The sequence below is a fragment of the Devosia geojensis genome (assembly GCF_000969415.1).
In the GTDB taxonomy this organism is placed as follows: Bacteria; Pseudomonadota; Alphaproteobacteria; order Rhizobiales; family Devosiaceae; genus Devosia; species Devosia geojensis.
In genome coordinates this window covers 47606-69864 of sequence record NZ_JZEX01000199.1, presented here as the reverse complement: position 1 = coordinate 69864, position 22259 = coordinate 47606, and the positions used below count along the sequence as shown (strand labels likewise).

Genomic DNA, 22259 nt, shown 5'->3' with positions numbered 1-22259 from the left:
GGTTGCAGCCGTCATGCCCGGGCGGTGCGGGCGCGGGCGTTGTCGAGCGCCCATGCTCCCGGGCCGGCGGCGAAGAGGTAGAGGAAGATGAAGCAATAGAGGATCGCCGCCACGCCCATGTTGTTCGAGGGGAACGGATTCATCGGGTAGTGGAAGCCCCAGTAGGCGACCGCCATCATGCCGGCGAGGACGAAGGCGACCGGACGGGTGAGAAAGCCGACGAGAAGGAGGATGCCGCCGACGAGTTCGAGAACGCCCGCCGTAAACAGCAGCGTTTCCATCTCGGGGGGCGGAGGCGGATGGATCGGGGGCGGGAAATCGAACAGGTGATAGCTGCCGGCCTCGATGAAGAGGATCGCGGTGACAATGCGCAGTACGGCCAGGAACTTGGGCGAATGCCGATTGAGATCGGGAAACATGAGCTTTCTCCTCCACGCCAGGGATATCCTTGCCTTGTGACGACGAAACAGCCCGGGCCAGTTCGACATTTGTGACTCTATTTCGTAACGTCCGGCTGCCGCGCAACAAACGGACGGCCATGATGGCGACGTTTCCTCCCGCTCCATTTCCTTTGGAATTTTCCAGATGACCACGCTTTCCGACTTCACCCTGCCGCTGCTGTCGGGCGCGGCCCAGCCGCTTTCGGCCTATGCGGGCAAGCTCGTGCTGGTGGTCAACACCGCCAGCAAATGCGGCCTGACCCCGCAATACGAAGGGCTGGAGGCGCTCTACCGTCAGTATGGGCCGCGAGGGCTCGTCGTCCTCGGCTTTCCCTGCAACCAGTTCATGGGCCAGGAGCCGGGAAGCGCCGAGGAGATCGCCGAGTTCTGCTCGGTCAACTACGACGTCAGCTTTCCCATGTTCGCCAAGATCGAGGTCAACGGGCCGGGCGAGAGCCCGCTCTATGCCTGGCTCAAGGCCGGGCATCCGGGCGACATCGAGTGGAATTTCGCCAAGTTCCTCGTCGGGCGCGACGGGCAGGTCGCCGAGCGGTTCGCGCCGACGGTGGTTCCGGTCGACATCGCTCCGGCCATCGAAGCCCGGCTGTAACGGTGCGCGGGGCCGGAGAGCCGGCCCGCGGCGCTTGCGCCTGGAGCATGTCCCGTTCCGGTTGAAGCGGAACGGGAGCCCTAACCCAAGTCTTGTTTTGCGGCGACTAGTGCCCCAGCACGCGCTCCATCGCGCCCGGCTGGTCGTGCACGGCGAGCTTGTCCATGATGGTGGCGCTCGCCTCGTTGAGTCCGATCACCTCGACCTCGGCACCCGTCCGCCGGAATTTCAGCACGGCGGTATCGACGGCGTTGACGCCGGTGAGATCCCAGATATGGGCGGCGCCGACGTCGATGCGCACCCGCTCGAGGCTCTCGGCAAAGTCGAGGGCGGCGAGGAAATCATCGGCGCTGGCAAAGAACAGCTGGCCTTCGATACGGTAGGTCCGGCATGTGCCGTCTTCGGACAAGCTGGAGGTGACACGGAAGATCTGCGCCACCTTCCAGGCAAAGAATATCCCCGAGAGCAGCACCCCGACGCCGACGCCGAGCGCCAGGTTATGGGTGCCGACGACGGTGACGACCGTCGCCAGCATGACGATGCTCGACCGGCGGGGGTGCTTTGCGAGGTCCAGCAGGGACGACCAGCGGAAGGTGCCGATCGAGACCATGATCATGATGGCGACGAGCGCCGGCATCGGGATGAGGCCGACCCAGTCGCCGAGCACCATGAGGAGAAAGAGCAGCAACGCGCCGGCCGCGAACGTCGAGAGGCGCGTGCGTCCGCCCGACTTCACGTTGATCACCGACTGGCCGATCATGGCACAGCCGGCCATGCCGCCGAAGAGCCCGGAAACGAAGTTGGCGATGCCCTGCCCGATGCTCTCGCGGTTCTTGTCGCTGCCCGTATCGGTCATCTGGTCGACGATCGAGGCCGTCAACAGGCTCTCCAGCAGCCCGACCGCGGCGACGGCGATCGAATAGGGCAGGATGATCCAGAGGGTCTCGAGCGTGAAGGGGACGTTGGGAACGAGCAGCGTCGGCAGCGCGTCGGGCAGTTCGCCGAGGTCGGCGACGATGCGCGTATCGACGTTGAACAGCAGGGCGACGGCGGTCAGCACGAGGATGCAGACGAGCGGGGAGGGTACGAGGCGGGTGATGCGCGGGAAGAGGTAGATGACGGCGAGGCCGCCGGCGATCATCACATAGGACTGCCAGGAAACCCCGATGAGTTCGGGCAGCTGCGCCATGAAAATGAGGATGGCCAGCGCGTTGACGAACCCTGTCATCACCGATCGCGAGACGAAGCGCATGATGTAGCCCACACGCGCCATGCCGGCCACGATCTGGATCACGCCGGCAAGCACGGTGGCGGCGAGCAGGTACTGCAGCCCGTGCTCGCGCACCAGCGTGCCCATCAGCACGGCGGTGGCCGCCGTTGCGGCCGAGATCATGGCCGGCCGCCCGCCGGTGACGGCGATGACCATGGCGATGATCACCGAGGCGTAGAGCCCGACCCTGGGATCGACGCCCGCGATGATGGAAAAGCCGATGGCTTCCGGAATGAGGGCAAGGGCGACGACGAGCCCGGAAAGCAGGTCGCCCCGAACATTGGAGAGCCAGTTACGGCGAAAGGTCTGAATGAATGTCATTGAAGTCCAGCACGCGACATCCGCGGCGCATCTCAGGGGGTGCGAGCTTGTGCGTAACGTTTTCTGGATTGTCCGGCGGATCGGCGGCCGGAAGAGCCACCCGGAGTTGCACCGGGTCCGACGACTACCCTGCATCTGGCCTGATTCCTGCGCGCAGGCAACCCTTTGGCGCGCGGCGCGACCATGCGCCGGGCGCATGCCGGGAGCGGATGCTTTCTCAGCGAAGGCGCCGCGCATGATTAAAACCCTGTTAAGGCGCCTTCCTTAGCCTGCATCAAAACGGCACAGCCCGATTCGAAAGTCGTGCTGCCGGAAGAACTTGCGGGCCGATCCCAAGGAAGACATGACGCGTATTCTGGTAGTCGATGATGATCCCGTGCAGCTGCGGCTGACGGCGGAAGTGGCGGACCGCGCCGGTTTTCGCGCGCTGACCGCGACGGGCGGCGCCGAGGCGCTGCGCATCCTCAAATCCGACCCCGCGATCGGCGCGGTGATCCTCGATCTCGTCATGCCCGAACTCGACGGCATGGCGGTGATGGAGGCGATGGCGCGCGAGGGGATATCCGTTCCCGTCATCATCCAGACGGCGAGCGCTTCGCTCGAAACCGTGGTGACGGCGATGCGCCAGGGCGCGGCCGACTACTTCGTCAAACCCGTGCCGCCCGAACGTCTCATCATGTCGCTGCGCAACGCGCTGCGGCTCGAGACGCTGGAGGCGGCGGTGCGGGCCGAGCAGGCCAGGAGAAGCGGCACCTTCTCGCTGGCGCACATGATCACCGAGGCCCCGGCGATGGCGCGGGTCGCAACGCTCTCGCAGAAGGCCGCCAAGTCCAACATCCCGGTGCTGATCGAGGGCGAGACGGGTGTCGGCAAGGAGCTCGTCGCCCGGGTGATCCAGGGCGCGGGCGAGCGGTCAGGCAAGCCGTTCGTTATCGTCAACTGCGGGGCGCTGCCGGCCAATCTCGTCGACTCGACCCTCTTCGGCCACAAGAAGGGCGCGTTCACCGGCGCCGTCTGCGACCAGCCGGGCAAGTTCGCCGAGGCCAATGGCGGCACCATCTTCCTCGACGAGGTGGGCGATCTGCCCCCGGAAACGCAGGTCAAACTCCTGCGCGTGCTGCAGGAGGGCGAGATCGAGCCCGTGGGCGCCAGCCGGCCCGAGCGGGTCAACGTGCGCATCATCTCGGCGACCAACCGGCGGCTCCTCAACCTCACCAAGGCGGGCGAGTTCCGCGAGGACCTCTACTATCGCCTCAACGTCTTCCCGATCTACGTGCCGCCGCTGCGGGAACGGCGCGAGGATATTGCGGCGCTCGTCGACCACTTCATTGCGCGCTTTGCCGCCGAGACGGGCAAGCGCGTGACCGGCATAGAGGAGGGCGCGCTCGACCTGCTCAGGCGCTACGACTGGCCGGGCAATATCCGCCAGCTCGAAAACACGGTCTATCGCGCGGTGGTGCTGACCGAGGGGGCGCATCTCGAAACCGCCGACTTTCCGCAGGTCGTCGCCCAGCTCGGCGGGCGCGAGGCGGCGCTGATGAGTCTCGACGCGGTGCCGGTGCCGGCGGCGCCCGTTCATGTCGACCATGCTCCGGCCCGCCGCCGGCAGGCCGAGGAAACGGCGCCTGCGCAGGATCGGTTCCTCGACGAGAACGGGGAAGTGGCGACCCTCGCCGCGATCGAGCGCGAGCTCATCGCCTTCGCCATCGCCCACCACGACGGGCGCATGGCGCGCGTGGCGCGGGTGCTCGGCATCGGGCGTTCGACGCTCTACAGGAAGCTGCACGAATACGGGCTGACGGACGGGATCGACAGCGACGCGGCCTGAGCTATTTCGGCAGATATCGAAATAGCCCTTGACGATCCCAATGCGGGCGGCCTATCCGTAGTTCGATGAAACTCGAAATAGCGGCCGAACGCCTGCAGGCGCTCGGCAATACCAAGCGTCTGGAGATCTACCGCATGCTGGTGCGCGCCGGCGAGGCGGGCCTGCCCGTCGGCCGCTTGCAGGAGCGGCTCGACATCGCCGGCTCGACGCTCTCGCACCACGTCCACAAGCTCGTCGAGGTCGGCCTCGTCACCCAGGAACGGCAGGCGACGACCCTCATCTGCCGGGCCAACTATCCCGTCATGAACGCCCTTGTCGGCTATCTCTCGGACGAGTGCTGCGCCGATGCCGGCACGTCCGTCACTTTGTCCACCCTGTCGACCAGCCGACCCGCATAAAGGATCATCGCCATGCCCGCCGCCGTCATCTGGGCCCTCGGCCTCACCCAGATCATCGGCTACGGCACGCTCTACTACAGCTTCAGCGTACTGGCGCCGGCAATGGCGGCGGATTTCGGGTGGTCCGCCGAATGGATCTACGCAGCGCTTGCCGGCTCGCTGGTCGCGGGCGGGCTGATCTCGCCGATCGCGGGCGCATGGGCCGACCGGTTCGGCGCCGCGCGGGTGATGACCTGGGGCTCGGCGGCCGCCGCTATGGCGCTGGTAGTGTGCGGTCTCGCACCCGAGGGCATGAGCTTCGTTGCCGGGCTCGTTGCCATCGAGGTGGCGTCGGCCTTCGTCCTCTATGCGACCGCCTTCGCCGCCCTGGCGCAAATCTCCGGGCGAGGCGCGCAACGCTCGATCACCTTGCTGACGCTCATTGCCGGGTTCGCCTCCACGGTTTTCTGGCCGCTGACCAGCGCCCTGCACCAGGTCCTCACCTGGCGCGAGGTCTATTTCGTCTTTGCCGGGCTCAACCTCCTCGTCTGCCTGCCGGTGCATGGCTGGCTCGCCCGGTTCAGCCGCAGCCGGGCGGGCATGCGTGCCGAGCAGTCCGACGACCAGGCGGATGCGCCGGAAAGTCCATCGCGGCCGATTGTTTTTCTCCTCATGCTTGCCGGCTTCGCCGCTTTCGGCTTCGTCTCATCGGCTATCATGATGCACATGGTGCCGCTGCTGGCAGGCCTCGGGCTCGGCGCGGCGGGGGTGGTGGTGACCACGCTCTTCGGCCCGGCGCAGGTCGCCAGCCGGATTATCAACATGCGCTTCGGCAAGGGGCTGTCGCAGCCGCTGCTGGCGGCGATCGGAGCGGGACTCATGCCGGCGGGCCTCGCGGTGCTGGCGCTGACCGCGCCGCTGCCGGCGGGCGCCGCGGTGTTCGCGGTGCTCTTCGGGCTCGGCTCGGGGCTTTCCAGCATCGTGTCCGGTACGCTGCCGCTCGTGCTTTTCGGTACGCGCGGCTACGGGCGACGCCTCGGCTGGATCAGCTCGGCGCGCCTCGTCGTCTCGGCCTTCGCGCCCTTCGTCTTTGCCCTCGTCGCTGCGCTCGCGGCCACGACGGTCTCGCTCTGGATGGTGGTCGGCGTCGGGCTTTTCGGCATGCTGGCGTTCCTGGCCATATGGCGGGTCACGCTGCGTTCCGCCATGGCCGCGCCGGCGCCGGGGCCGGCCTGAGCCCCCTCGACTTCCCCTTGGCGGCTCGGCATCCTTTCGCGTCATGAGTCGCAAACCGAGCCTTGTTTCCCATCCGCTTTCCGTCGCCCGCGCCCGGCGCCTGTGGCTCGGCGCGCAAAGGCTCGACAGCGCCGAACCGTTCGGGGCGGGGCCGCAGGCCGTGCCGGCGGCGGTCAGGCACCTCGGCTATGTACAGATCGACACCATCAACGTCATCGAGCGCAGCCACCACCACATTCTCTTCACCCGCATCCCGAGCTACGAGCGCGCGCACATGCGCCAGGCGCAGAGCGTCGACAAGTCGGTCTTCGAATACTGGACGCATGCGCTGGCCTATATCCCGAGCGAGGACCTGCGCTTCTTCCTGCCGGCGATGAAGCGGTACAAGACCGAGTCGCACCCGTGGTACGCGAACGTCGATCCCAAGGACGTCCGGCGTCTCGTCCGGCGCATTCGCGACGAGGGACCGCTGTCGATCCGCGACATCGACGATGACGAGCTCGTCGAGAAGGACCACCCATGGGCGAGCCGCAAGCCGTCCAAGCGGGCCTTGCAGCTGGCGTTCTATACCGGGGACCTGACGATCAGCGCCCGTTCCGGCATGGTCAAGACCTATGAGCTGATGGACCGGCACTTCGGCTGGACCAAGCGCCCGAGCCCAGCGACCGAGCGGCAGGGCATCCAATACCTGCTCGACCGGGCGCTGACCGCGCAGGGCATCGTCAGCCTCGATTCCATCTGTTACCTGCACACCAATGTCAGGACGCCGGTGAAGGGGCTGATCGACGCGCGGGTCAAGCGCAAGCAGCTGGTGCCGGTGCATATCGAAGGCGCCGAGAAGGCGCAGCACTGGGTGGCGCCGGAGCTGCTGGACGTTGCGACGCCCGAGCCGCCGCACCTCGTCCATATCCTCTCGCCGTTCGATCCGCTGATCATCCAGAGGAAGCGCCTGAAACACTTCTTCGGCTACGATCACATCTTCGAAGCCTACGTGCCGGCGGCCAAGCGCGTGCTGGGCTATTTCGCCCTGCCGGTGCTGGTCGGCGACAGGATCGTCGCGGCCATCGACCTCAAGGCCGACCGGCAGGCGGGAAAATTGATCGTGCAGAAGTGGACGTGGGTGGAGGAAGCCGGGGTGCAGGAGAAGGTCGCGATCGACGAGGCGCTTACCCGGTTCGAGCGGTTCCAGTTCGGAGGGTGAACTCCTTGGTGACGTTGCCCCTGACGGTGGCACTCATCCTATGAAACAGAGGTCCCCGCTTTCGCGGGGATGACCCGGGTGAAAGTTGAGAGTTGGTGCAATGGCACCATGTTTCCTAGCCACAGGGTCATTCCCGCGAAAGCGGGAACCTCTGTTTCGACCTTCAGGGATGCGCGATATCCTCCCACAGGTCGCGCCACTCGGGATTGCTCTGTTCGATCAGTTCGATTTTCCAGGCCCGGTGCCATTTCTTCAGCTGTTTTTCCCGCGCGATAGCGTCCTGAGGTGCGGCGTACTGTTCGAAATGGACGAGCTGCCGGATGTTGTACTTGCCGGTAAAACCGGGAACGATCTTCTCGCGATGCGTATAGACGCGGCGAACCAGATCGCGCGTGACGCCGATATAGATGGCGCCATATTTCCGGCTGGCCAGTATGTAGACGAAGTAGTTGTCGAACGTTCCTATATCCGATTCATATCGAACCCAGGAATCGAGCAACAGAGGTCCCCGCTTTCGCGGGGATGACCCTGTGGGTGGGTGAAGATTGGCGCGTAGTTTTGCATTGCTTGCGCCCTTCACATCACGCCGACCGCTGGCTAAGGTCGCGCCCCGAAAGCCGCAGACGAACCCCGGAGAACCCCATGACCATTGCCAGCGACGCCGCCAGCCGGAAGGGGCACAATCAGTTCGGGGATCTGCCGGTCTGGGATCTTGCCGATCTCTATCCCGGGCGCGACAGCGGCGAGTTCAAGGCCGACCTCGAAAAGGCCAAGGCCGACGCCGCGCAGTTCGAGGCGGACTACAAGGGCAAGCTCACCGAGCTCACCAAATCCGGCCGGCTGATCGAGGCGATTGAGCGCACCGAGGCGCTTTCGGACCTCACCGGCAAGATCGGTTCGTTCTCCTTCCTACAATATGCGCAGAACACCGGCGATCCGGACCGGGCCAAGTTCATGGGCGACGTCAACGAGGCGCTGACCAACCTGTCGACCAGGACGCTGTTCTTCGAGCTGGAGCTCAACCGCATCGAGGATGCGGTGCTGGAGGAGGCGCTCAATTCCAACGAGAAGCTGGCGCGTTATCGTCCCTGGTTCGAAGAGCTGCGCAAGGCCAAGCCCTACCAGCTCGAGGACCGGGTGGAAGAACTTTTCCACGACAAGGCGGTCACGGCGTTCTCGGCCTGGAACCGGCTCTTCGACGAGACGCTCTCGGCGCTGCGCTTCGAAGTCGACGGGGAAAGCCTCAACCTCGAATCGACGCTGCACCTGCTCTCCGAGCGCGACGAGAAGAAGCGCGAGGCGGCGTTCCATGCATTGGGCAAGACGCTCTCGCAGAACGCGCGGCTCTTTGCCCATGTCACCAACGTGCTGGCCAAAGACAAGGAAATATCCGACCGCTGGCGCGGCTACAAGGACATCGCTGACAGCCGGCACCTGGCCAATTCCGTCGAGCGCGAGGTTGTCGATGCGCTGGAGACCGCGGTGCGCGCGGCCTATCCGCGATTGAGCCACCGCTACTACAAGATGAAGGCCAGGTGGTTCGGCAAGGACCAGCTCGACTCATGGGACCGCAACGCGCCGCTGCCGACGAGCGACGAGCGCACCTTCACCTGGGACGAGGCGGTCTCGACGGTTCTCGAAGCCTATGGCCGGTTCTCGCCGCAGCTTGCCGAGATCGCGCAGCCGTTCTTCAATTCCGGCTGGATCGACGCGCCGACCAGCGACGGCAAGATGTCGGGCGCCTTCGCGCACCCGACGGTGCCGAGCGCCCACCCCTATTTGATGCTCAACTATCTCGGGCGCTCGCGCGACGTGATGACGCTGGCCCATGAGCTCGGTCACGGGGTGCACCAGCGGCTCGCCGCCGCGCAGGGGCCGCTGCTGGCCAACACGCCGCTCACGCTCGCCGAAACCGCCTCGGTCTTCGGCGAGATGCTGACCTTCCGCTCGGTGCTCGACAAGACGAGCGACCGCAAGCAGCGCTTCGCGCTCCTTTCCTCGAAGGTCGAGGACATGCTCAACACGGTGGTGCGGCAGATCGCCTTCTATACCTTCGAGCGCAAGGTCCACACGGCACGCCGGCAGGGCGAATTGCGGCTCGAGGAGATCAACGCCTTCTGGCTCGAGGTGCAGACGGAATCGCTGGGGCCCGGCATCAGGCTCAACGAGGGCTACGACGTCTTCTGGGCCTATATCCCGCACTTCATCCACTCGCCGTTCTACGTCTACGCCTATGCTTTCGGCGACTGTCTTGTGAACTCGCTCTACGCACAGTATGAGAAGGCCAGCGAAGGCTTTGCGGAGCGCTATTTCGAGCTGTTGAAGGCCGGTGGGTCCAAGCACCACAGCGAATTGCTCAAGCCCTTCGGGCTCGATGCAAAGGACCCGCAGTTCTGGTCGATGGGCCTCTCGGTGATCGAGCGGCTGATCGACGAACTGGAGGCCAGCCAGCCCGAATAGGCCCGGCAAAGCGAACGACGAGACGAACCGAGGATTTCATGGCCAGAAAGACCGCCGCCGCCACCGCCGACCACCCGCACGAAAGCGCCATGGACTACGCCGAGCACGAGCGCACCTATGCCGGGTTCATGATCTTCCTCAAGTGGTCGATCATCTCCATCGCGGCGCTGCTCGTCATCCTTTACTTCCTGATCCTGGCTTAAGACCAGAACGGCAGGGCGCGGGGCCTGCCGCTGGCAGGCCGGCAGCAGGAGACTACCCCCATGAAAATCGCAATCTTGCGCGAGCGCTTGGCCGGCGAGAAACGCGTCGCGGCCACGCCCGAGACGGTCGGTAAACTCAAGGCCCTCGGCGCGGACGTCGCGGTCGAGGCCGGCGCGGGCGAGGGCTCGCGCATTCTTGATGCGCAATATGCCGAGGCGGGCGCGGTGATCGCGCCGGCCGCCGAAGCGGCGGTCAAGGGCGCAGACATCGTCCTTGTCGTGCGCCGGCCGGAAGCCGGTTCCCTCAAGGGCGCGGCCAAGGGGGCGCTGGTCATCGGCGCGCTCGATCCCTACGGCAACGAGGGCGAGGTCGCCGCCCTCGCCAAGGCCGGGGTCTCCGCCTTCGCCATGGAGTTCATGCCGCGCATCACCCGCGCGCAGGTGATGGATATCTTGTCGAGCCAGGCCAACCTTGCCGGCTACCAGGCGGTGATCGAGGCGTCGGCCGCGTTCGAGCGGGCGCTGCCGATGATGATGACGGCGGCGGGCACGGTGCGTCCGGCCAAGGCGTTCGTCATGGGCGCGGGCGTCGCGGGCCTGCAGGCGATCGCGACGGCCAAGCGCCTGGGCGCGGTGGTTTCGGCCACCGACGTGCGCGCGGCGGCCGGCGAGCAGGTGGAATCGCTCGGCGCCAAGTTCATCATGACCGATGCGTTGAAGGATGCCTCGGGCGAGGGCGGATATGCCCGCGAGCTCACTGCCGACGAGCAGGCGGCGCAGCAGGCGCTGGTCGCCAGCCACATCGCCAAGCAGGACATCGTCATCACCACGGCGCTCATTCCGGGCCGGCCGGCGCCGAGGCTCGTGACCAGGGCCATGGTCGAGTCCATGGCGGCGGGCTCGGTCATCGTCGACCTCGCCGCCGAGCGGGGCGGCAATGTCGAGCTGACGCGGCCGGGCGAGGTCATCGTCCACAACGGCGTCACCATCATCGGCTTCACCAACCTGGCCGGACGCATCCCGACGACGGCGAGCCAGCTCTACGCGCGCAATCTCCTCGCCTTCATCGAGACGCTGGTCGACAAGGAAACGAAAGCGCTCGCCGTCAACTGGGACGACGAGCTGGTCAAGGCGACGGCGCTGACGCGCGACGGGGCGGTGGTGCATCCGGCCTTCGCCAAGGCCGCCGCGCCCGTTCCTCCAAAGAAAGCGCCGGCCAAGCCCGCCGCGGTGCCGGCCGAAAAGCCGGTCAAGACCGGCAGCACCGGCAAGGCCAAGGCGGCAAAGCCCGCCGTCAAACCGGAAGGTGCGGGCGCCAAGCCTGCCGCCGTCGCCAAGGCGGCACCGGCCAAGACCGGCGCGGCCAGGAAAGCCGCTGCGCCCAAGGCGGCCAAGGCCGCCGCAGAGCCCAAGTCCGGAACGGAAAAACCCGCCACGAAAAAACCCGCCGCCCGCAAGCCCGCGGCGCCCAAGGAAGGCAAGTAAATGGAACAGATCATCGATCCCTTCACCTTCCGCCTCGCCATCTTCGTGCTGGCGATCTTCGTGGGCTACTACGTGGTGTGGAGCGTGACGCCGGCGCTGCACACGCCGCTGATGAGCGTCACCAACGCCATCTCCTCGGTCATCGTCGTCGGGGCGCTGCTCGCCGTCGGCGTGCACCTGGCGGCGGACTCCAGCTGGGTGTCGAAGGTCTTCGGCTTCATCGCGCTGGTCTTTGCCTCGGTGAACATCTTCGGCGGTTTCCTCGTCACGCAGCGCATGCTGTCGATGTACAAGAAGAAGGGCTGACGCCATGATCTCTGCCGATATCGCGGCGCTCTTCTATCTCGTTTCGGGGGTTCTGTTCATCCTGGCGCTGCGCGGGCTTTCGAGCCCCTCCTCGGCGCGGCAGGGGAACCTGTTCGGCATGACCGGCATGGGCATCGCCGTGCTGACGACGCTGGCGGTCGCGGCGCCTTCCGACTGGGTGAGCTGGCTCCTGATCATCGCCGGCCTCGGGCTCGGCGGCGGCATCGGCGCGTATGTCGCGCGCAACGTCAAGATGACGGACATGCCGCAGCTCGTCGCCGCGTTCCACTCGCTGGTCGGTCTTGCGGCCGTGTTCGTCGCCGCCGCCGCGCTCTATGCGCCGGATGCCTTCGGCATTGCGACCAACGGGCATATCCACGCGCAGGCGCTGATCGAGATGTCGATCGGGGTGGCCATCGGCGCATTCACCTTCACCGGCTCGGTCATCGCCTTCGCCAAGCTCGACGGGCGCATGTCCGGCAAGCCGATCCTCTTGCCGGCGCGGCACCTCATCCATATCGGCATCGGCGTCCTCATCCTGCTGCTCGTCTGGTACTTCGCCGTCTCGGCGGATCCGCTCGCCTTCTGGGCGATCACCATCCTCGCGCTCATCCTCGGCGGGCTGATGATCATTCCCATCGGCGGGGCGGACATGCCGGTGGTCGTCTCGATGCTCAACTCCTATTCGGGCTGGGCGGCGGCAGGCATCGGCTTCACGCTCGGCAACACGGCGCTGATCATCACCGGGGCGCTGGTCGGCTCGTCGGGCGCGATCCTCTCCTACATCATGTGCAAGGCGATGAACCGCTCGTTCATTTCCGTCATCCTCGGCGGCTTCGGCGGGGACGATGCGGCCGCCGCCGGGGGCGCCGAGGAGGACCGGCCGGTCAAGCAAGGCGCGGCCGAGGATGCCGCGTTCCTCATGAAGAACGCCGGCAAGGTCATCATCGTGCCGGGCTACGGCATGGCGGTCGCCCAGGCGCAGCATGCGCTGCGCGAAATGGCGGACCTGCTCAAGGCCGAAGGCGTCGAGGTCAAGTACGCCATCCATCCGGTGGCGGGACGCATGCCCGGGCACATGAACGTGCTGCTCGCGGAAGCCAACGTGCCCTACGATGAGGTGTTCGAGCTCGAGGACATCAATTCCGAGTTCGCGCAGGCCGACGTCGCCTTCGTCATCGGCGCCAACGACGTGACCAACCCTGCGGCCAAGACCGACAAGACCTCGCCGATCTACGGCATGCCGGTCCTCAACGTCGAGGATGCGGGCACGGTGCTCTTCATCAAGCGCGGCATGGCGGCCGGCTACGCGGGCGTGCAGAACGAGCTCTTTTTCCGCGACAACACCATGATGCTCTTCGGCGACGCCAAGAAGATGACCGAGGACATCGTCAAGGCGCTGGGGCACTAGGTTTGTGCCACGCCCTCGTGGTTCTGGTCATCCTCTCCGTCGTCATTGCCCGGACCGATCCCCCCGATCATGTCAGGGGAGGGCAATGACGGTCGGGAGCGGCTGAATGACCCGAGATTGGTGGAAGGCACAAACATTCATATCCACCGGCTGTCATCCCGGCGAAAGCCGGGATCCAGCCCTGACGACATCCACGAGCACGGAGAGAGCGGTTGGGTGCTCCTGCTCCGCCCATACGCCTTGCGGCTGATGCAGCATCTCAGGATGGGCCCTGACCTTCGTCGGGGTGACATTGGGGGTGGAGGCGGTTTGGTGGATCGCCGAAGCGAGCGACAACGACTTGGATGGTCAAACCAGCCTACTGGTTCCCCAAATCCTCGATTCCCTCTACTCTCTCATCCGACCGGAATCGGCGGAGGGCGGGCGATGACGGACGTGGTGCAGACGGCCGGACGCAGGGCGAGGCGCAAGACCGCCGAGCCGCCCGAGCCCATAGAGCGGCAGGCGGTGGTCGTCATCCACGGCCAGGGCGAGCAGCGCCCGATGGGCACCATCCGCGACATCGTCAAGGTGCTCTGGCAGTTCAACCCCGAGCTCGGCGCCGTACCGGGCGACAAGGAGGCCGAGCCCAGGGCCCGGCCGATCTGGATCGTGCCGGACGACAAGAGCGGGCTCTACGAGCTGCAACGGGTGACGACGCCGGTGCACAACGGGCGACGCACCGACTTTTTCGAGCTCTATTATGCCGACCTCCTCAACGCGACGCCCTTGCGCAATCTCTGGCGCTGGCTGCGGCGGCTCCTCTGGATCGATCCGGCCGACGTGCCGGACCGCATGCGCCTGCCCTGGACGATGTTCTGGCTGTTGAGCCTCGTCGCCTTCGCCACCCTCGTCATGGCGGTGCTGTCGCTGCCGGAACTGTTGCGGCGGGACTGGTTCGGCGTGGTGCTGGCGCCCGAGTCGCGGCTGGGGCTCTCGCTCATCCTCGGGGCGCTGGCGGTATTGCTGGCGCCCAAGTTCTTCCGGTTCCTCTCGTTCATGGAGGTCATCCCGCTCTCGCTGATCCTCCTCGTCATCGCCATCGGCGTCATGCAGATCGGCAACTGGAACGCGCGCGTCATCGCGGTGCTCGTCCTCATCGTCCTCGTCTACCTCTCCCATCGCATGCTGCTGCCCTATTTCGGGGATGCGGCGAGCTATCTTTCGGCGCGCACGGAGACGGTGCAGAGCCGGCAGGTGGTGCGCAACCGTGGGCTCGAGCTCTTGAAGGCCCTGCACGACGATCCGAACTATGACCGCATCGTCATCGTCGGCCATTCGCTGGGCACGGTCCTCGCCTACGACCTCCTCCACATCCTCTGGCAGGAAGTGGGACCGACCAAGGACAATCCGCCGGAGCCGCAGGCGGTCAAGGCGCTGGAAGCAGTCGACCGGTTCGTCGCCGCCGCGCCCAAGGGAGCGTGGTCGCACGAGGAGGTCGAGCGTTTCCAGGAACTGCAATGGCGTGCGTTCGATGCGTTGCGCCGACAGGCGGCGCGACCGGCGGCACGCGGACGGCGGGCGACGCCGGCCGGCTGGAAGATCAGCGATTTTGTCGCATTGGGTTCGCCCCTCGCCAGCGCCCAGTTCCTCATCACCGAAAGCCGGGAGGACTTCCAGCGGATGAAGACCGAGCGGGTGCTGCCCACCGCTCCGCCCCAGCCCTATAACGCGCGCCACCAGGCGATCTATATCGACGAGCGCGGACGCAGGGCGGCGCACCACGGGGCGGTGTTCTCGACGGTCAGGTGGACCAATATCTACGACGAGTTCTCCTCGCCGTTCTTCCTCTTCGGCGACCCGATCGCCGGACCCTGCGCGGGTCCCACGCGCTTCGGCAGCGGCGTCAAGGACCGCAACGTCGCCATCACCTGGGGACCGCTGAAGCTGCGGTTCTTCACCCACTCCTACTACTGGACGGAAACCAGCGACGACTGGACCAAGCCCACCGACCACATCAGCGCGTTCCGCGCGGCGGTGGGGCTGGAGAGGAAACCGCCGAGGGACGAGGGATAGTTCTGAGCGGAACCGGCGGTTCTTTCGCCTCCCTCTCCCTCGAGGGGTTGAGGGTGGGGCGGTGAGCCTTCGATGCTTCCCCCCACCCCCGACCCCTCCCCTCAAGGGGGAGGGGAGCGATGGCCCGGTGCTTTATCGCCGCACCATCAGCCGGCGCGGGCCGGGGCCTTCCTTGCCCAGCCGGTCGCCGGGATTGCGCAAGGGGCAGGTGACGAGGGAGAGGCAGCCGCAGCCGATGCAGTCGGTGAGGCCATCGCGCAGCTTCTTCATCTGCGCGATGCGCCGGTCGAGATCTTTGCGCCAGCGGGCCGAAAGCTTGATCCAGTCGAGGTGGTTGGGTGTGCGGTTGTCTGGGAGCGTCGCGAACGCGGCGGCGATTTCGGCGAGCGAAAGTCCCAGTTCCTGCGCGACGCGGATGACGGCGACGCGCCGCAGCATGCTGCGTTCGTAGCGGCGCTGGTCGCCGAGGGTGCGGTGGCTCGAAAGGAGACCCTTGGCCTCGTAGAAATGCAGGGTGGAAATGGCGACGCCGCTGCGGGCGGCCAACTCGCCGACGGTGAGTTCGGGTGTCATTTCAAAGATTTCCCTTGACCTCAAGCTTGCTTGAGGTCGTAGCAGGAGGCCGGTTTTTCAACCGGTGGCGCGTTGAGGCGCCCGAATCAGGGGAGACGGAACGTGGATATCATCATCTTCAACCTGCTGCTCTTCGTGCATCTCATTGCGCTGGGGGTCGGCCTTGCGGGCAACATCATCGGCCCGCTCATCGGCAAGCGCATGGCCAATGCCGGGCCGGAGGCGCGGGCCGCATTCGGCGGGCTCGGCGCCGAAATCGGCCGCAATGGGCGTATCGCCTTCGGCCTCCTCGTCATCACGGGGCTCGCCATGGTGTTCGTGCGCTATGGCGGCGATTTCGCCGGGCTCGGGCCCTGGTTCCAGGCCAAGATCGCGCTCATCGTCATCATGCTCGTCCTGCTGGTCCTTGCCGCGGTGCGGCCGACGGCGATCAAGCCGCAGGTCTTCGGCCTCGTCATGCGCGTTCTGCTCCTCGGCGTGGTGCTCTGCGCGGTGTTCGCTTTCAACTGAACGCCATGCTGCAACGGCCAGCGGCTGTCATCCCGGCGAAAGCCGAGACCCAGTGAACGGCGTTGCGGCGGGCGATTTTCAACAAAACCCCCCACCACCGGGTCATCCCCGCGAAAGCGGGGACCTCTGTTTGCTTACGATGTTGTAAACGGAGGTTCCCGCTTTCGCGGGGATGACCCGGTGGGTGAGGCGCGTCGAGCGCTAGCCCGACGCGGCATCGTTTGCTGGGTCCCGGCTTTCGCCGGGATGACAGCCGGTGGGGTAGGCGGGCTGGTGCCCACCCTTACCCCTGGTGACAAGGTTACACGCCGGTGCGTTCTTGCGGTTGCGCGGGGTGCGGTCCATGTGAGATGCACTTCTCACAGGCGAAAAGGACGCGCGATGGCCAAGAGCTTGAAGATCGATGTCTTCACCGATGTCGTATGCCCCTGGTGCCTCGTCGGTTCAGCGCGGCTCGACAAGGCGGTGGCTGCGCTCCCGCACGGCATCGACGTCGATATCGAAAACCATCCGTTCTATCTCGATCCGTCGGTACCCGAGGACGGCGTGATCGTCGCCGACATGCTGCGCGCCAAATACGGGCGCGAGCCGGCCGAGATGTGGGCGCGGGTCGAGGCGGAGGCGGCCAAGTCCGGCATCGCGCTCGATCTTTCCAGGCAGCCGCGCATGGTGCCGACGGCGCGGGCCCATACGTTGACCCGCCTTGCCAAGCCCTACGGCACGCAGCATGCTCTGGCCAACGCGATCGCCGAGGCCTATTTTCTCGACCACCGCGAGATCGACGAGGGGATGCTGGCCGAACTGGCCGAGGCGCACGGGTTCGAACGGGACGAGGCAATCGCAGCGATGAACGACCCCAGGCAACTGGCGATCACCGAGGAACTGGCGACGCAGGCGTCCGCGCAGGGCATCCGCGGCGTGCCGTTCTTCGTCTTCAACGGCAAGTACGCGCTCTCGGGCGCGCAGCCCGAGGAGATGTTCCTCAAGGCCATCGAGCACACGCTGGCCGAGGGCGAGGCGTGAAGCTCCTCGTGCGTATCGCCGCCGTCGCGGCGGCCCTGCTCGTCCTCGCGTACCTGGCGGTCGTCGGGTACATGTACGTCAACCAGCGCGCTCTGCAGTATGATGCGGACGGCGAGGTGACGCTCATCGCCGACGCGGGGCTCACCGCGCAGGAGGTGGCGATACCCGTCGGGGAGGGTGCAAGCGTCAACGGCTGGTACGCGCCGCCCGCGGAAGGGCATCCGCTCATCGTCTACTTCAAGGGTAATTCGGGCAGCTTTTCGGGCGAGCACGAGCGCTATGCGCAGTGGGTGGCGGACGGCTACGGGTTCCTCGCCTTCGACTATCGCGGCTTTCCCACCTCACCCGGCCAGATCAGCGAGGCCGGCATCCTCGAGGACGCGCTCGCCGCCTTTGACTGGGCGGCCGGACAGGGCCATCCGCTCGTGCTCTGGGGACGCTCGCTCGGCTCGGGGCCGGCGACCTACGTCGCCAGCGAGCGCGAGGCCGGGGCGCTGCTGCTTGAGACGCCGTTCCTATCGGCGGTGACGGTCGCTGCCGAGCGCTATCCGTTGCTGCCGGTCGGCTGGGTGATGCTCGACCAGTTCCGCTCCAATGAGTGGATTGCTGAGGTTGAGGAGCCGGTGTTCGTCGCCCATGGGACGCAGGACCTGACCATCGACGTCTCCAACGGCGAGCGGCTCTATGCGCTGGCGCCGAACCCTTACGGGATCTGGATCGAAGAGGGCGCCGACCACGGCGACCTCTGGGATCGCGGCATCTGGGCGCGGGCCGAGGATTTCTTCACGGCGGCGGCTGTCGAATAGGGTTTCCCTTCTCCCCCTTGTGGGAGAAGGTGCCCCGAAGGGGCGGATGAGGGGGCTGCAATGCCGCCGCGAGCATCCGCGATTGCGGCGAGATCGCAGACCCCTCACCCTGCTTTTCCGCTGGACGCGAAAAAGCTGTCCCTCTCCCACAAGGGGAGAGGGGAAGGGGGTCGTACGGCGACCCTACAGCCCGAAAACAAAAACGCCGCCCGAGGGGCGGCGTTTCGTGAAACTCGATGTCTGCCGACTTAGCGCGCCGGGGCGCCGGGACGGGGAGCGGTCGGGCGGCCGGGGGCGGCGAGGCCGCCTTCACGCTGCGCGCGCTTGCGGGCCAGCTTGCGGGCGCGGCGCACGGCCTCGGCCTTCTGGCGCGCCTTCTTCTCGGAGGGCTTCTCGTAGTAGTTGCGCAGCTTCATCTCGCGGAAGACGCCTTCGCGCTGAAGCTTTTTCTTGAGCGCGCGGAGCGCCTGATCAACGTTGTTATCGCGAACGACTACTTGCAAAGGTCAACCGCCCTTTCGAAGCCTGAATCTGTGTCTTAAGGAGAAGCAGCGGGGCCAAAGGAACCGCGCCGCCGACCAGCCGAGCTGGTCACCGTGGGGCGCTCTATAGCGCAAGCCCCATGGCTTGTCCACACCCCATAATGCGGACGCCCGCTAAACCGTTGCGGTTTTCGGGGCAATTCGATTGATGTGGCCCATCTTGCGTCCGGCGCGCACCTCGCGCTTGCCGTAGAGGTGCACCTGGACCCCGGCGGCCGAGTCGACCGCTGCAAGCACCTCGTCGCCGATGAGGTTCTCCATGACGACATCGGCCATGCGCGTCACATCGCCGAGCGGCCAGCCGCAGATGGCGCGGATGTGCTGCTCGAACTGGTCGGTGAGGCACACCGCCTCCGTCCAGTGGCCGGAATTGTGGACGCGCGGGGCGATCTCGTTGACGAGGAGGCTGGCGCGGCCCTCGGCGGTGACGACGAAGAATTCGACGCCGAGCACGCCGATATAGTCGAGGGCGATGACGATGGCCTTGGCCATCATCGCCGCGTGGCGCTCGAGCGCGGGCGGGATGTCGGCGGGCACGGTGCTGGTCTTCAATATATGGTCGCGGTGGACGTTCTCGGCCGGATCGAAGTTTTTCACCGAGCCGTCGGCGCTGCGGGCGACGACGACGGAGATTTCTTTCTCGAACGGCACGAACGCCTCGAGCACCAGGGGCTTGGGCTCGAGCGCGGCAAAGGCGGCGGCCGCCTCCCCAGGCGCGCGGATGATGCGCTGGCCTTTGCCGTCATAGCCGAGGCGGGTGGTCTTGAGGACGGCCGGCAGGCCGAGCTCGGTGATGGCCGCCTCCAGCGCAGGCGGCGAATCGACCGGCCGATAGGGGGCGACGGCGATGTTGCGGGCCGAGAGGAAGCCCTTTTCGGCGAGGCGGTCCTGGGAGATGGCGAGCGCATTGGCGCCGGGGCGCAACGGCTTGCGGGCCGCCAGGAACTCGGCGGTCGCCGCCGGCACGTTCTCGAACTCGTAGGTGACGACGTCGACGGCGTCGGCAAAGGCGGCGAGCGCCGTCTCGTCGTCATAGGCGGCGACGGTTTTGAGCGGCGTGACGTCGAAGGCGGGGCTTTCGGCGTCGGGGCAGAAGATGTGAGTCTTCATGCCGAGCCGGGCGGCGGCGAGGGCGAGCATGCGTCCGAGCTGACCGCCGCCGAGAATGCCGATGGTCGAGCCTGCGGGCAGGGGAGTGGTGGCGGTCAACGGGCTACTCGTCGTCTGCGGGGAATTGCGGCACAGCCTCGGTCTGGGCGCGGCGGAAGGCGTCGAGCCGTTCGGCAAGGTCATCGTCGGAAATGGCGAGGATCGCGGCGGCGAGCAGCGCGGCATTGATGGCGCCGGGCTTGCCGATGGCGAGGGTGCCGACGGGAATGCCGCCGGGCATCTGCACGATGGAAAGCAGGCTGTCCTGGCCCGAAAGGGCGCGCGATTCGACCGGCACGCCGAGCACCGGCAGCGGCGTCATGGCGGCGATCATGCCGGGCAGGTGCGCGGCCCCGCCGGCGCCGGCGATGACCACTTTGAAGCCTTCGTCGCGGGCGGAGCCGGCGAACGCGACGAGTCTGGCGGGGGTGCGGTGGGCCGAGACGATGCGCGCCTCGTATTCGACCTTCAGCGCCTCCAGCGTATCGGCGGCGTGGCGCATGGTCGGCCAGTCGGACTGGCTGCCCATGACGATGGCGACAGGCGGCGGGTTAAGCATCGGCCACGGGCCCTCCGGCGCGATAAAACCGGCGTTTAGCCGAAAGCCGCGGGTGCTTCAAGTCTGCCGCGCTTTCGCCCCGAAAGTTCAGGCAGCGGTTTCTTCGCGCCGCCAGGTATCGATCATGAAGCGGATCGTCTGCGGGTCGGAAAGGACAATGCTGCCTTCCGGCAGGCCGAGGATGCGGTCGACCACGGTGCCCAGATACCGGTAGCGCTCGACGAGGTCGCAGGCGGCCCTGTCGAAATCGGCGGCATTGCGGGCGGCATAGAGGTCGGTGACGGCGCGTCGGGTCGAGCCCATCAGGCCGAGGATGGTGTCGGCGGCGAGCTCGGCATTGCTGGTGTCGAAGGTCTGCTCGGCGACGCCCTCGGCGATGATGCGGGTGAGCGTCGGCCGGACGACCCCGAACAGAGCCTCCTCGACCCGCTCGTAGAGCGCTGCGTTCTCGGGGCGGAACAGCGGCTCGAAGGTGTTGCGCACTTCGAAGGCGGCGTTGACCTTGCTGTCGCGCATGCTGGCGAGGAACTTCGACAGGCGCGAGAACGCGTCGAGGCTCTCGTCGTCCAGCACCGGCTGGGCCATGCGCGCCGCATCATCGGCAAAGCGCAGCGCCAGCGCCTCGATGAGATCGGCCTTGGCCGAGAAGTGATGGTAGAACGCGCCCTTGGAGAGGCCGAGGGTCACGATGATCTGATTGACCGAGGTCGCATCATACCCCTGCCGGCTAAAGAGGCGCTGGGCGCAGTCGAGGATTTCCTCGCGGCGGACCGTGGCGGGCTTGACGATGCGGGTCATCGGGAGCTCCAGGCGATGTGGCCAGTTTGTCGGCAAACCGACCGTCGGTCGGATGGTGGTGTTTAACCGGAGAGCGAGGTAGGCGCAAGGGGAGCCTAGGACGTAGGGGCGCGGCAAATCGGCTGGCAGATTTCGGGCGCAGTTTTACGTCCGCCCCAATTCGGTGACGGCTAAGGCACAAAGCTTGTCCAATCCACCGACTGTCATCCCGGCGGAAGCCGGGACCCAGTATACGCTATAGGTCCGGTTCCTATCCATGATGCCCACCACTCTGGCCATCCCCGTGAAAGCGGGTCTTCGCTAGCGGTTGTGCAAAACAGAGGTTCCCGCTTTCGCGGGAATGACCCGGTGGTTGGTATTGTTTGGGTGCCCACTTGCGGGTGCCCCGCTTACTGGGTCCCGGCTTTCGCGGGATGACAGTCGGAGGAAAAATAGGATCGTGGAGCTCCGGCACCGGCGTTGCTGCTGGGTTGCCCGTACCGGCTCTTAAGCAATGATATCGGGCAGCAGGATGTTCTCGAGCTGGACGATGCGGTCCTTGAGCATCAGCTTGCGCTTCTTCAAACGCTGGATGAGCATGCGGTCGGCGACCTGCGACTCGGTCAGCATGTCGATGGCCGCGTCGAGATCGGCGTGTTCCTGGCGCTTGGCGGCCAGTTCGAGGCCGAGAGCGGCTTCCTGTTCCTTGGTCAGCGGCAGCATCGCGCGTCCGGTCCCACCCCCCGAAACGTTCACTTCTGGTTAGCCGATCGGCCCGGGTTTTGCACCCGCTTTTCAACCATTCGTGCAAGGCAGTCGACAAGGCGTGAAATATTTGTGACGATCAGGGCGTCCAAAGCTGAAAGGAGTTGTCATGACGACTGAAGGCCACATCGCTGCTCTCGAGCGGCGACACCAGGAGCTGGACCGCGAGATCCAGGCCGAGATGCAGCGTCGCATCCAGGATGATATGCGGATCTCCGCCCTCAAGCGCCGGAAACTGGTGGTCAAGGACGAACTGACTAAGGCAAAGGGCGCAGCGGCACACTGACGAGAACGCGTCACTCATCATCGAAGGCTGAAGGCCACGGATTTTTTCCGCGGCCTTTTTTGTTGC

General features: G+C 66.1%; 24 protein-coding genes and 1 other annotated feature. Of the genes, 15 read left to right on the top strand and 9 right to left on the bottom strand.

Going from position 1 to position 22259, the window contains the following annotated elements; all coding sequences use genetic code 11:
* Nucleotides 1–11 precede the first annotated feature (11 nt).
* Nucleotides 12–419 carry a DoxX family protein gene (locus VE25_RS21250; protein ID WP_046110672.1) on the bottom strand — a complete coding sequence of 136 codons (408 nt, stop codon included), beginning with the start codon at nucleotides 417–419 and terminating at the stop codon, nucleotides 12–14.
* 166 nt (nucleotides 420–585) lie between these two features.
* Here VE25_RS21250 and VE25_RS21245 point away from each other — a divergent pair, with 166 nt between their 5' ends.
* Nucleotides 586–1050: a glutathione peroxidase gene (locus VE25_RS21245; RefSeq protein ID WP_046110671.1), complete on the top strand. Its 465-nt coding sequence runs from the start codon at nucleotides 586–588 to the stop codon at nucleotides 1048–1050.
* Between the two features lie 106 nt (nucleotides 1051–1156).
* Here the strand turns inward: VE25_RS21245 and VE25_RS21240 are convergent, their stop codons facing one another.
* Nucleotides 1157–2641 carry a SulP family inorganic anion transporter gene (locus VE25_RS21240; protein WP_046110670.1) on the bottom strand — a complete coding sequence of 495 codons (1485 nt, stop codon included), beginning with the start codon at nucleotides 2639–2641 and terminating at the stop codon, nucleotides 1157–1159.
* 66 nt (nucleotides 2642–2707) lie between these two features.
* Nucleotides 2708–2763 (bottom strand) — a sequence feature (sul1 is cis-regulatory element that is thought to sense ions involved in sulfur or methionine metabolism; They are found in Alphaproteobacteria).
* Between the two features lie 221 nt (nucleotides 2764–2984).
* On the opposite strand from VE25_RS21240, the gene VE25_RS21235 reads away from it, so the two are divergent.
* The 4 genes from VE25_RS21235 to VE25_RS21220 all read left to right on the top strand — a co-directional run bounded on the left by VE25_RS21235 (nucleotide 2985) and on the right by VE25_RS21220 (nucleotide 7283).
* Nucleotides 2985–4469 carry a sigma-54-dependent transcriptional regulator gene (locus tag VE25_RS21235; protein WP_046110690.1) on the top strand — a complete coding sequence of 495 codons (1485 nt, stop codon included), beginning with the start codon at nucleotides 2985–2987 and terminating at the stop codon, nucleotides 4467–4469.
* A 65-nt stretch (nucleotides 4470–4534) separates the two neighbouring features.
* Complete coding sequence (locus VE25_RS21230) at nucleotides 4535–4867, top strand: ArsR/SmtB family transcription factor (RefSeq protein ID WP_046110669.1); 333 nt, start codon at nucleotides 4535–4537, stop codon at nucleotides 4865–4867.
* 12 nt (nucleotides 4868–4879) lie between these two features.
* Nucleotides 4880–6082 carry an arsenite efflux MFS transporter ArsK gene (arsK, locus tag VE25_RS21225; RefSeq protein ID WP_046110668.1) on the top strand — a complete coding sequence of 401 codons (1203 nt, stop codon included), beginning with the start codon at nucleotides 4880–4882 and terminating at the stop codon, nucleotides 6080–6082.
* A 43-nt stretch (nucleotides 6083–6125) separates the two neighbouring features.
* Nucleotides 6126–7283, top strand: coding sequence for a winged helix-turn-helix domain-containing protein (locus tag VE25_RS21220; protein WP_046110667.1), 1158 nt, complete (start codon nucleotides 6126–6128; stop codon nucleotides 7281–7283).
* A gap of 163 nt (nucleotides 7284–7446) precedes the next feature.
* On the opposite strand, the gene VE25_RS21215 is transcribed toward VE25_RS21220, so the two are convergent.
* Nucleotides 7447–7782, bottom strand: coding sequence for a GIY-YIG nuclease family protein (locus tag VE25_RS21215; protein ID WP_244466999.1), 336 nt, complete (start codon nucleotides 7780–7782; stop codon nucleotides 7447–7449).
* A 143-nt stretch (nucleotides 7783–7925) separates the two neighbouring features.
* On the opposite strand from VE25_RS21215, the gene VE25_RS21210 reads away from it, so the two are divergent.
* From VE25_RS21210 to VE25_RS21190, 6 genes are all read left to right on the top strand, one after another.
* Nucleotides 7926–9743 carry a M3 family oligoendopeptidase gene (locus tag VE25_RS21210; protein ID WP_046110666.1) on the top strand — a complete coding sequence of 606 codons (1818 nt, stop codon included), beginning with the start codon at nucleotides 7926–7928 and terminating at the stop codon, nucleotides 9741–9743.
* 38 nt (nucleotides 9744–9781) lie between these two features.
* Nucleotides 9782–9946, top strand: a complete 165-nt coding sequence (locus VE25_RS22565; protein ID WP_083989106.1) for an aa3-type cytochrome c oxidase subunit IV — start codon at nucleotides 9782–9784, stop codon at nucleotides 9944–9946.
* Nucleotides 9947–10006: 60 nt separating this feature from the next.
* Nucleotides 10007–11431, top strand: a complete 1425-nt coding sequence (locus VE25_RS21205; RefSeq protein ID WP_046110665.1) for a Re/Si-specific NAD(P)(+) transhydrogenase subunit alpha — start codon at nucleotides 10007–10009, stop codon at nucleotides 11429–11431.
* Nucleotides 11432–11737 (top strand): proton-translocating transhydrogenase family protein, encoded by a 306-nt coding sequence (locus VE25_RS21200; protein WP_046110664.1) that lies wholly within the window; start codon nucleotides 11432–11434, stop codon nucleotides 11735–11737.
* A gap of 4 nt (nucleotides 11738–11741) precedes the next feature.
* Nucleotides 11742–13148 (top strand): NAD(P)(+) transhydrogenase (Re/Si-specific) subunit beta, encoded by a 1407-nt coding sequence (locus VE25_RS21195; RefSeq protein WP_439328923.1) that lies wholly within the window; start codon nucleotides 11742–11744, stop codon nucleotides 13146–13148.
* A gap of 426 nt (nucleotides 13149–13574) precedes the next feature.
* On the top strand, nucleotides 13575–15203 hold the full coding sequence (locus tag VE25_RS21190; protein WP_046110663.1) for a magnesium transporter: 1629 nt from the start codon (nucleotides 13575–13577) through the stop codon (nucleotides 15201–15203).
* A 132-nt stretch (nucleotides 15204–15335) separates the two neighbouring features.
* On the opposite strand, the gene soxR is transcribed toward VE25_RS21190, so the two are convergent.
* A complete protein-coding gene (gene soxR, locus VE25_RS21185) occupies nucleotides 15336–15776 on the bottom strand; it encodes a redox-sensitive transcriptional activator SoxR (protein WP_046110662.1) in 441 nt (146 codons plus the stop codon).
* Nucleotides 15777–15878: 102 nt separating this feature from the next.
* On the opposite strand from soxR, the gene VE25_RS21180 reads away from it, so the two are divergent.
* From VE25_RS21180 to VE25_RS21170, 3 genes are all read left to right on the top strand, one after another.
* The gene (locus VE25_RS21180) at nucleotides 15879–16286 is read left to right on the top strand and encodes a hypothetical protein (RefSeq protein WP_046110661.1); all 408 of its coding nucleotides are present in this window, start codon (nucleotides 15879–15881) and stop codon (nucleotides 16284–16286) included.
* 381 nt (nucleotides 16287–16667) lie between these two features.
* Entirely contained in the window at nucleotides 16668–17309 is a 642-nt protein-coding gene (locus VE25_RS21175; RefSeq protein ID WP_046110660.1) for a DsbA family oxidoreductase, read from the top strand.
* Nucleotides 17306–18115 carry an alpha/beta hydrolase gene (locus VE25_RS21170; protein ID WP_052732143.1) on the top strand — a complete coding sequence of 270 codons (810 nt, stop codon included), beginning with the start codon at nucleotides 17306–17308 and terminating at the stop codon, nucleotides 18113–18115. The genes VE25_RS21175 and VE25_RS21170 overlap by 4 nt, the downstream gene beginning before the upstream one ends.
* Nucleotides 18116–18363: 248 nt before the next feature.
* On the opposite strand, the gene rpsU is transcribed toward VE25_RS21170, so the two are convergent.
* From rpsU to VE25_RS21145, 5 genes are all read right to left on the bottom strand, one after another.
* Entirely contained in the window at nucleotides 18364–18618 is a 255-nt protein-coding gene (gene rpsU, locus VE25_RS21165; RefSeq protein WP_046110659.1) for a 30S ribosomal protein S21, read from the bottom strand.
* Between the two features lie 153 nt (nucleotides 18619–18771).
* The gene (locus VE25_RS21160) at nucleotides 18772–19866 is read right to left on the bottom strand and encodes a 5-(carboxyamino)imidazole ribonucleotide synthase (RefSeq protein WP_046110658.1); all 1095 of its coding nucleotides are present in this window, start codon (nucleotides 19864–19866) and stop codon (nucleotides 18772–18774) included.
* A gap of 4 nt (nucleotides 19867–19870) precedes the next feature.
* Complete coding sequence (gene purE / locus VE25_RS21155) at nucleotides 19871–20365, bottom strand: 5-(carboxyamino)imidazole ribonucleotide mutase (protein WP_046110657.1); 495 nt, start codon at nucleotides 20363–20365, stop codon at nucleotides 19871–19873.
* Between the two features lie 87 nt (nucleotides 20366–20452).
* Nucleotides 20453–21163 (bottom strand): TetR/AcrR family transcriptional regulator, encoded by a 711-nt coding sequence (locus tag VE25_RS21150; RefSeq protein ID WP_046110656.1) that lies wholly within the window; start codon nucleotides 21161–21163, stop codon nucleotides 20453–20455.
* Between the two features lie 486 nt (nucleotides 21164–21649).
* The gene (locus VE25_RS21145) at nucleotides 21650–21856 is read right to left on the bottom strand and encodes a YdcH family protein (RefSeq protein ID WP_046110686.1); all 207 of its coding nucleotides are present in this window, start codon (nucleotides 21854–21856) and stop codon (nucleotides 21650–21652) included.
* A gap of 160 nt (nucleotides 21857–22016) precedes the next feature.
* On the opposite strand from VE25_RS21145, the gene VE25_RS22560 reads away from it, so the two are divergent.
* Nucleotides 22017–22193: a YdcH family protein gene (locus VE25_RS22560; protein ID WP_083989103.1), complete on the top strand. Its 177-nt coding sequence runs from the start codon at nucleotides 22017–22019 to the stop codon at nucleotides 22191–22193.
* Nucleotides 22194–22259 lie beyond the last annotated feature (66 nt).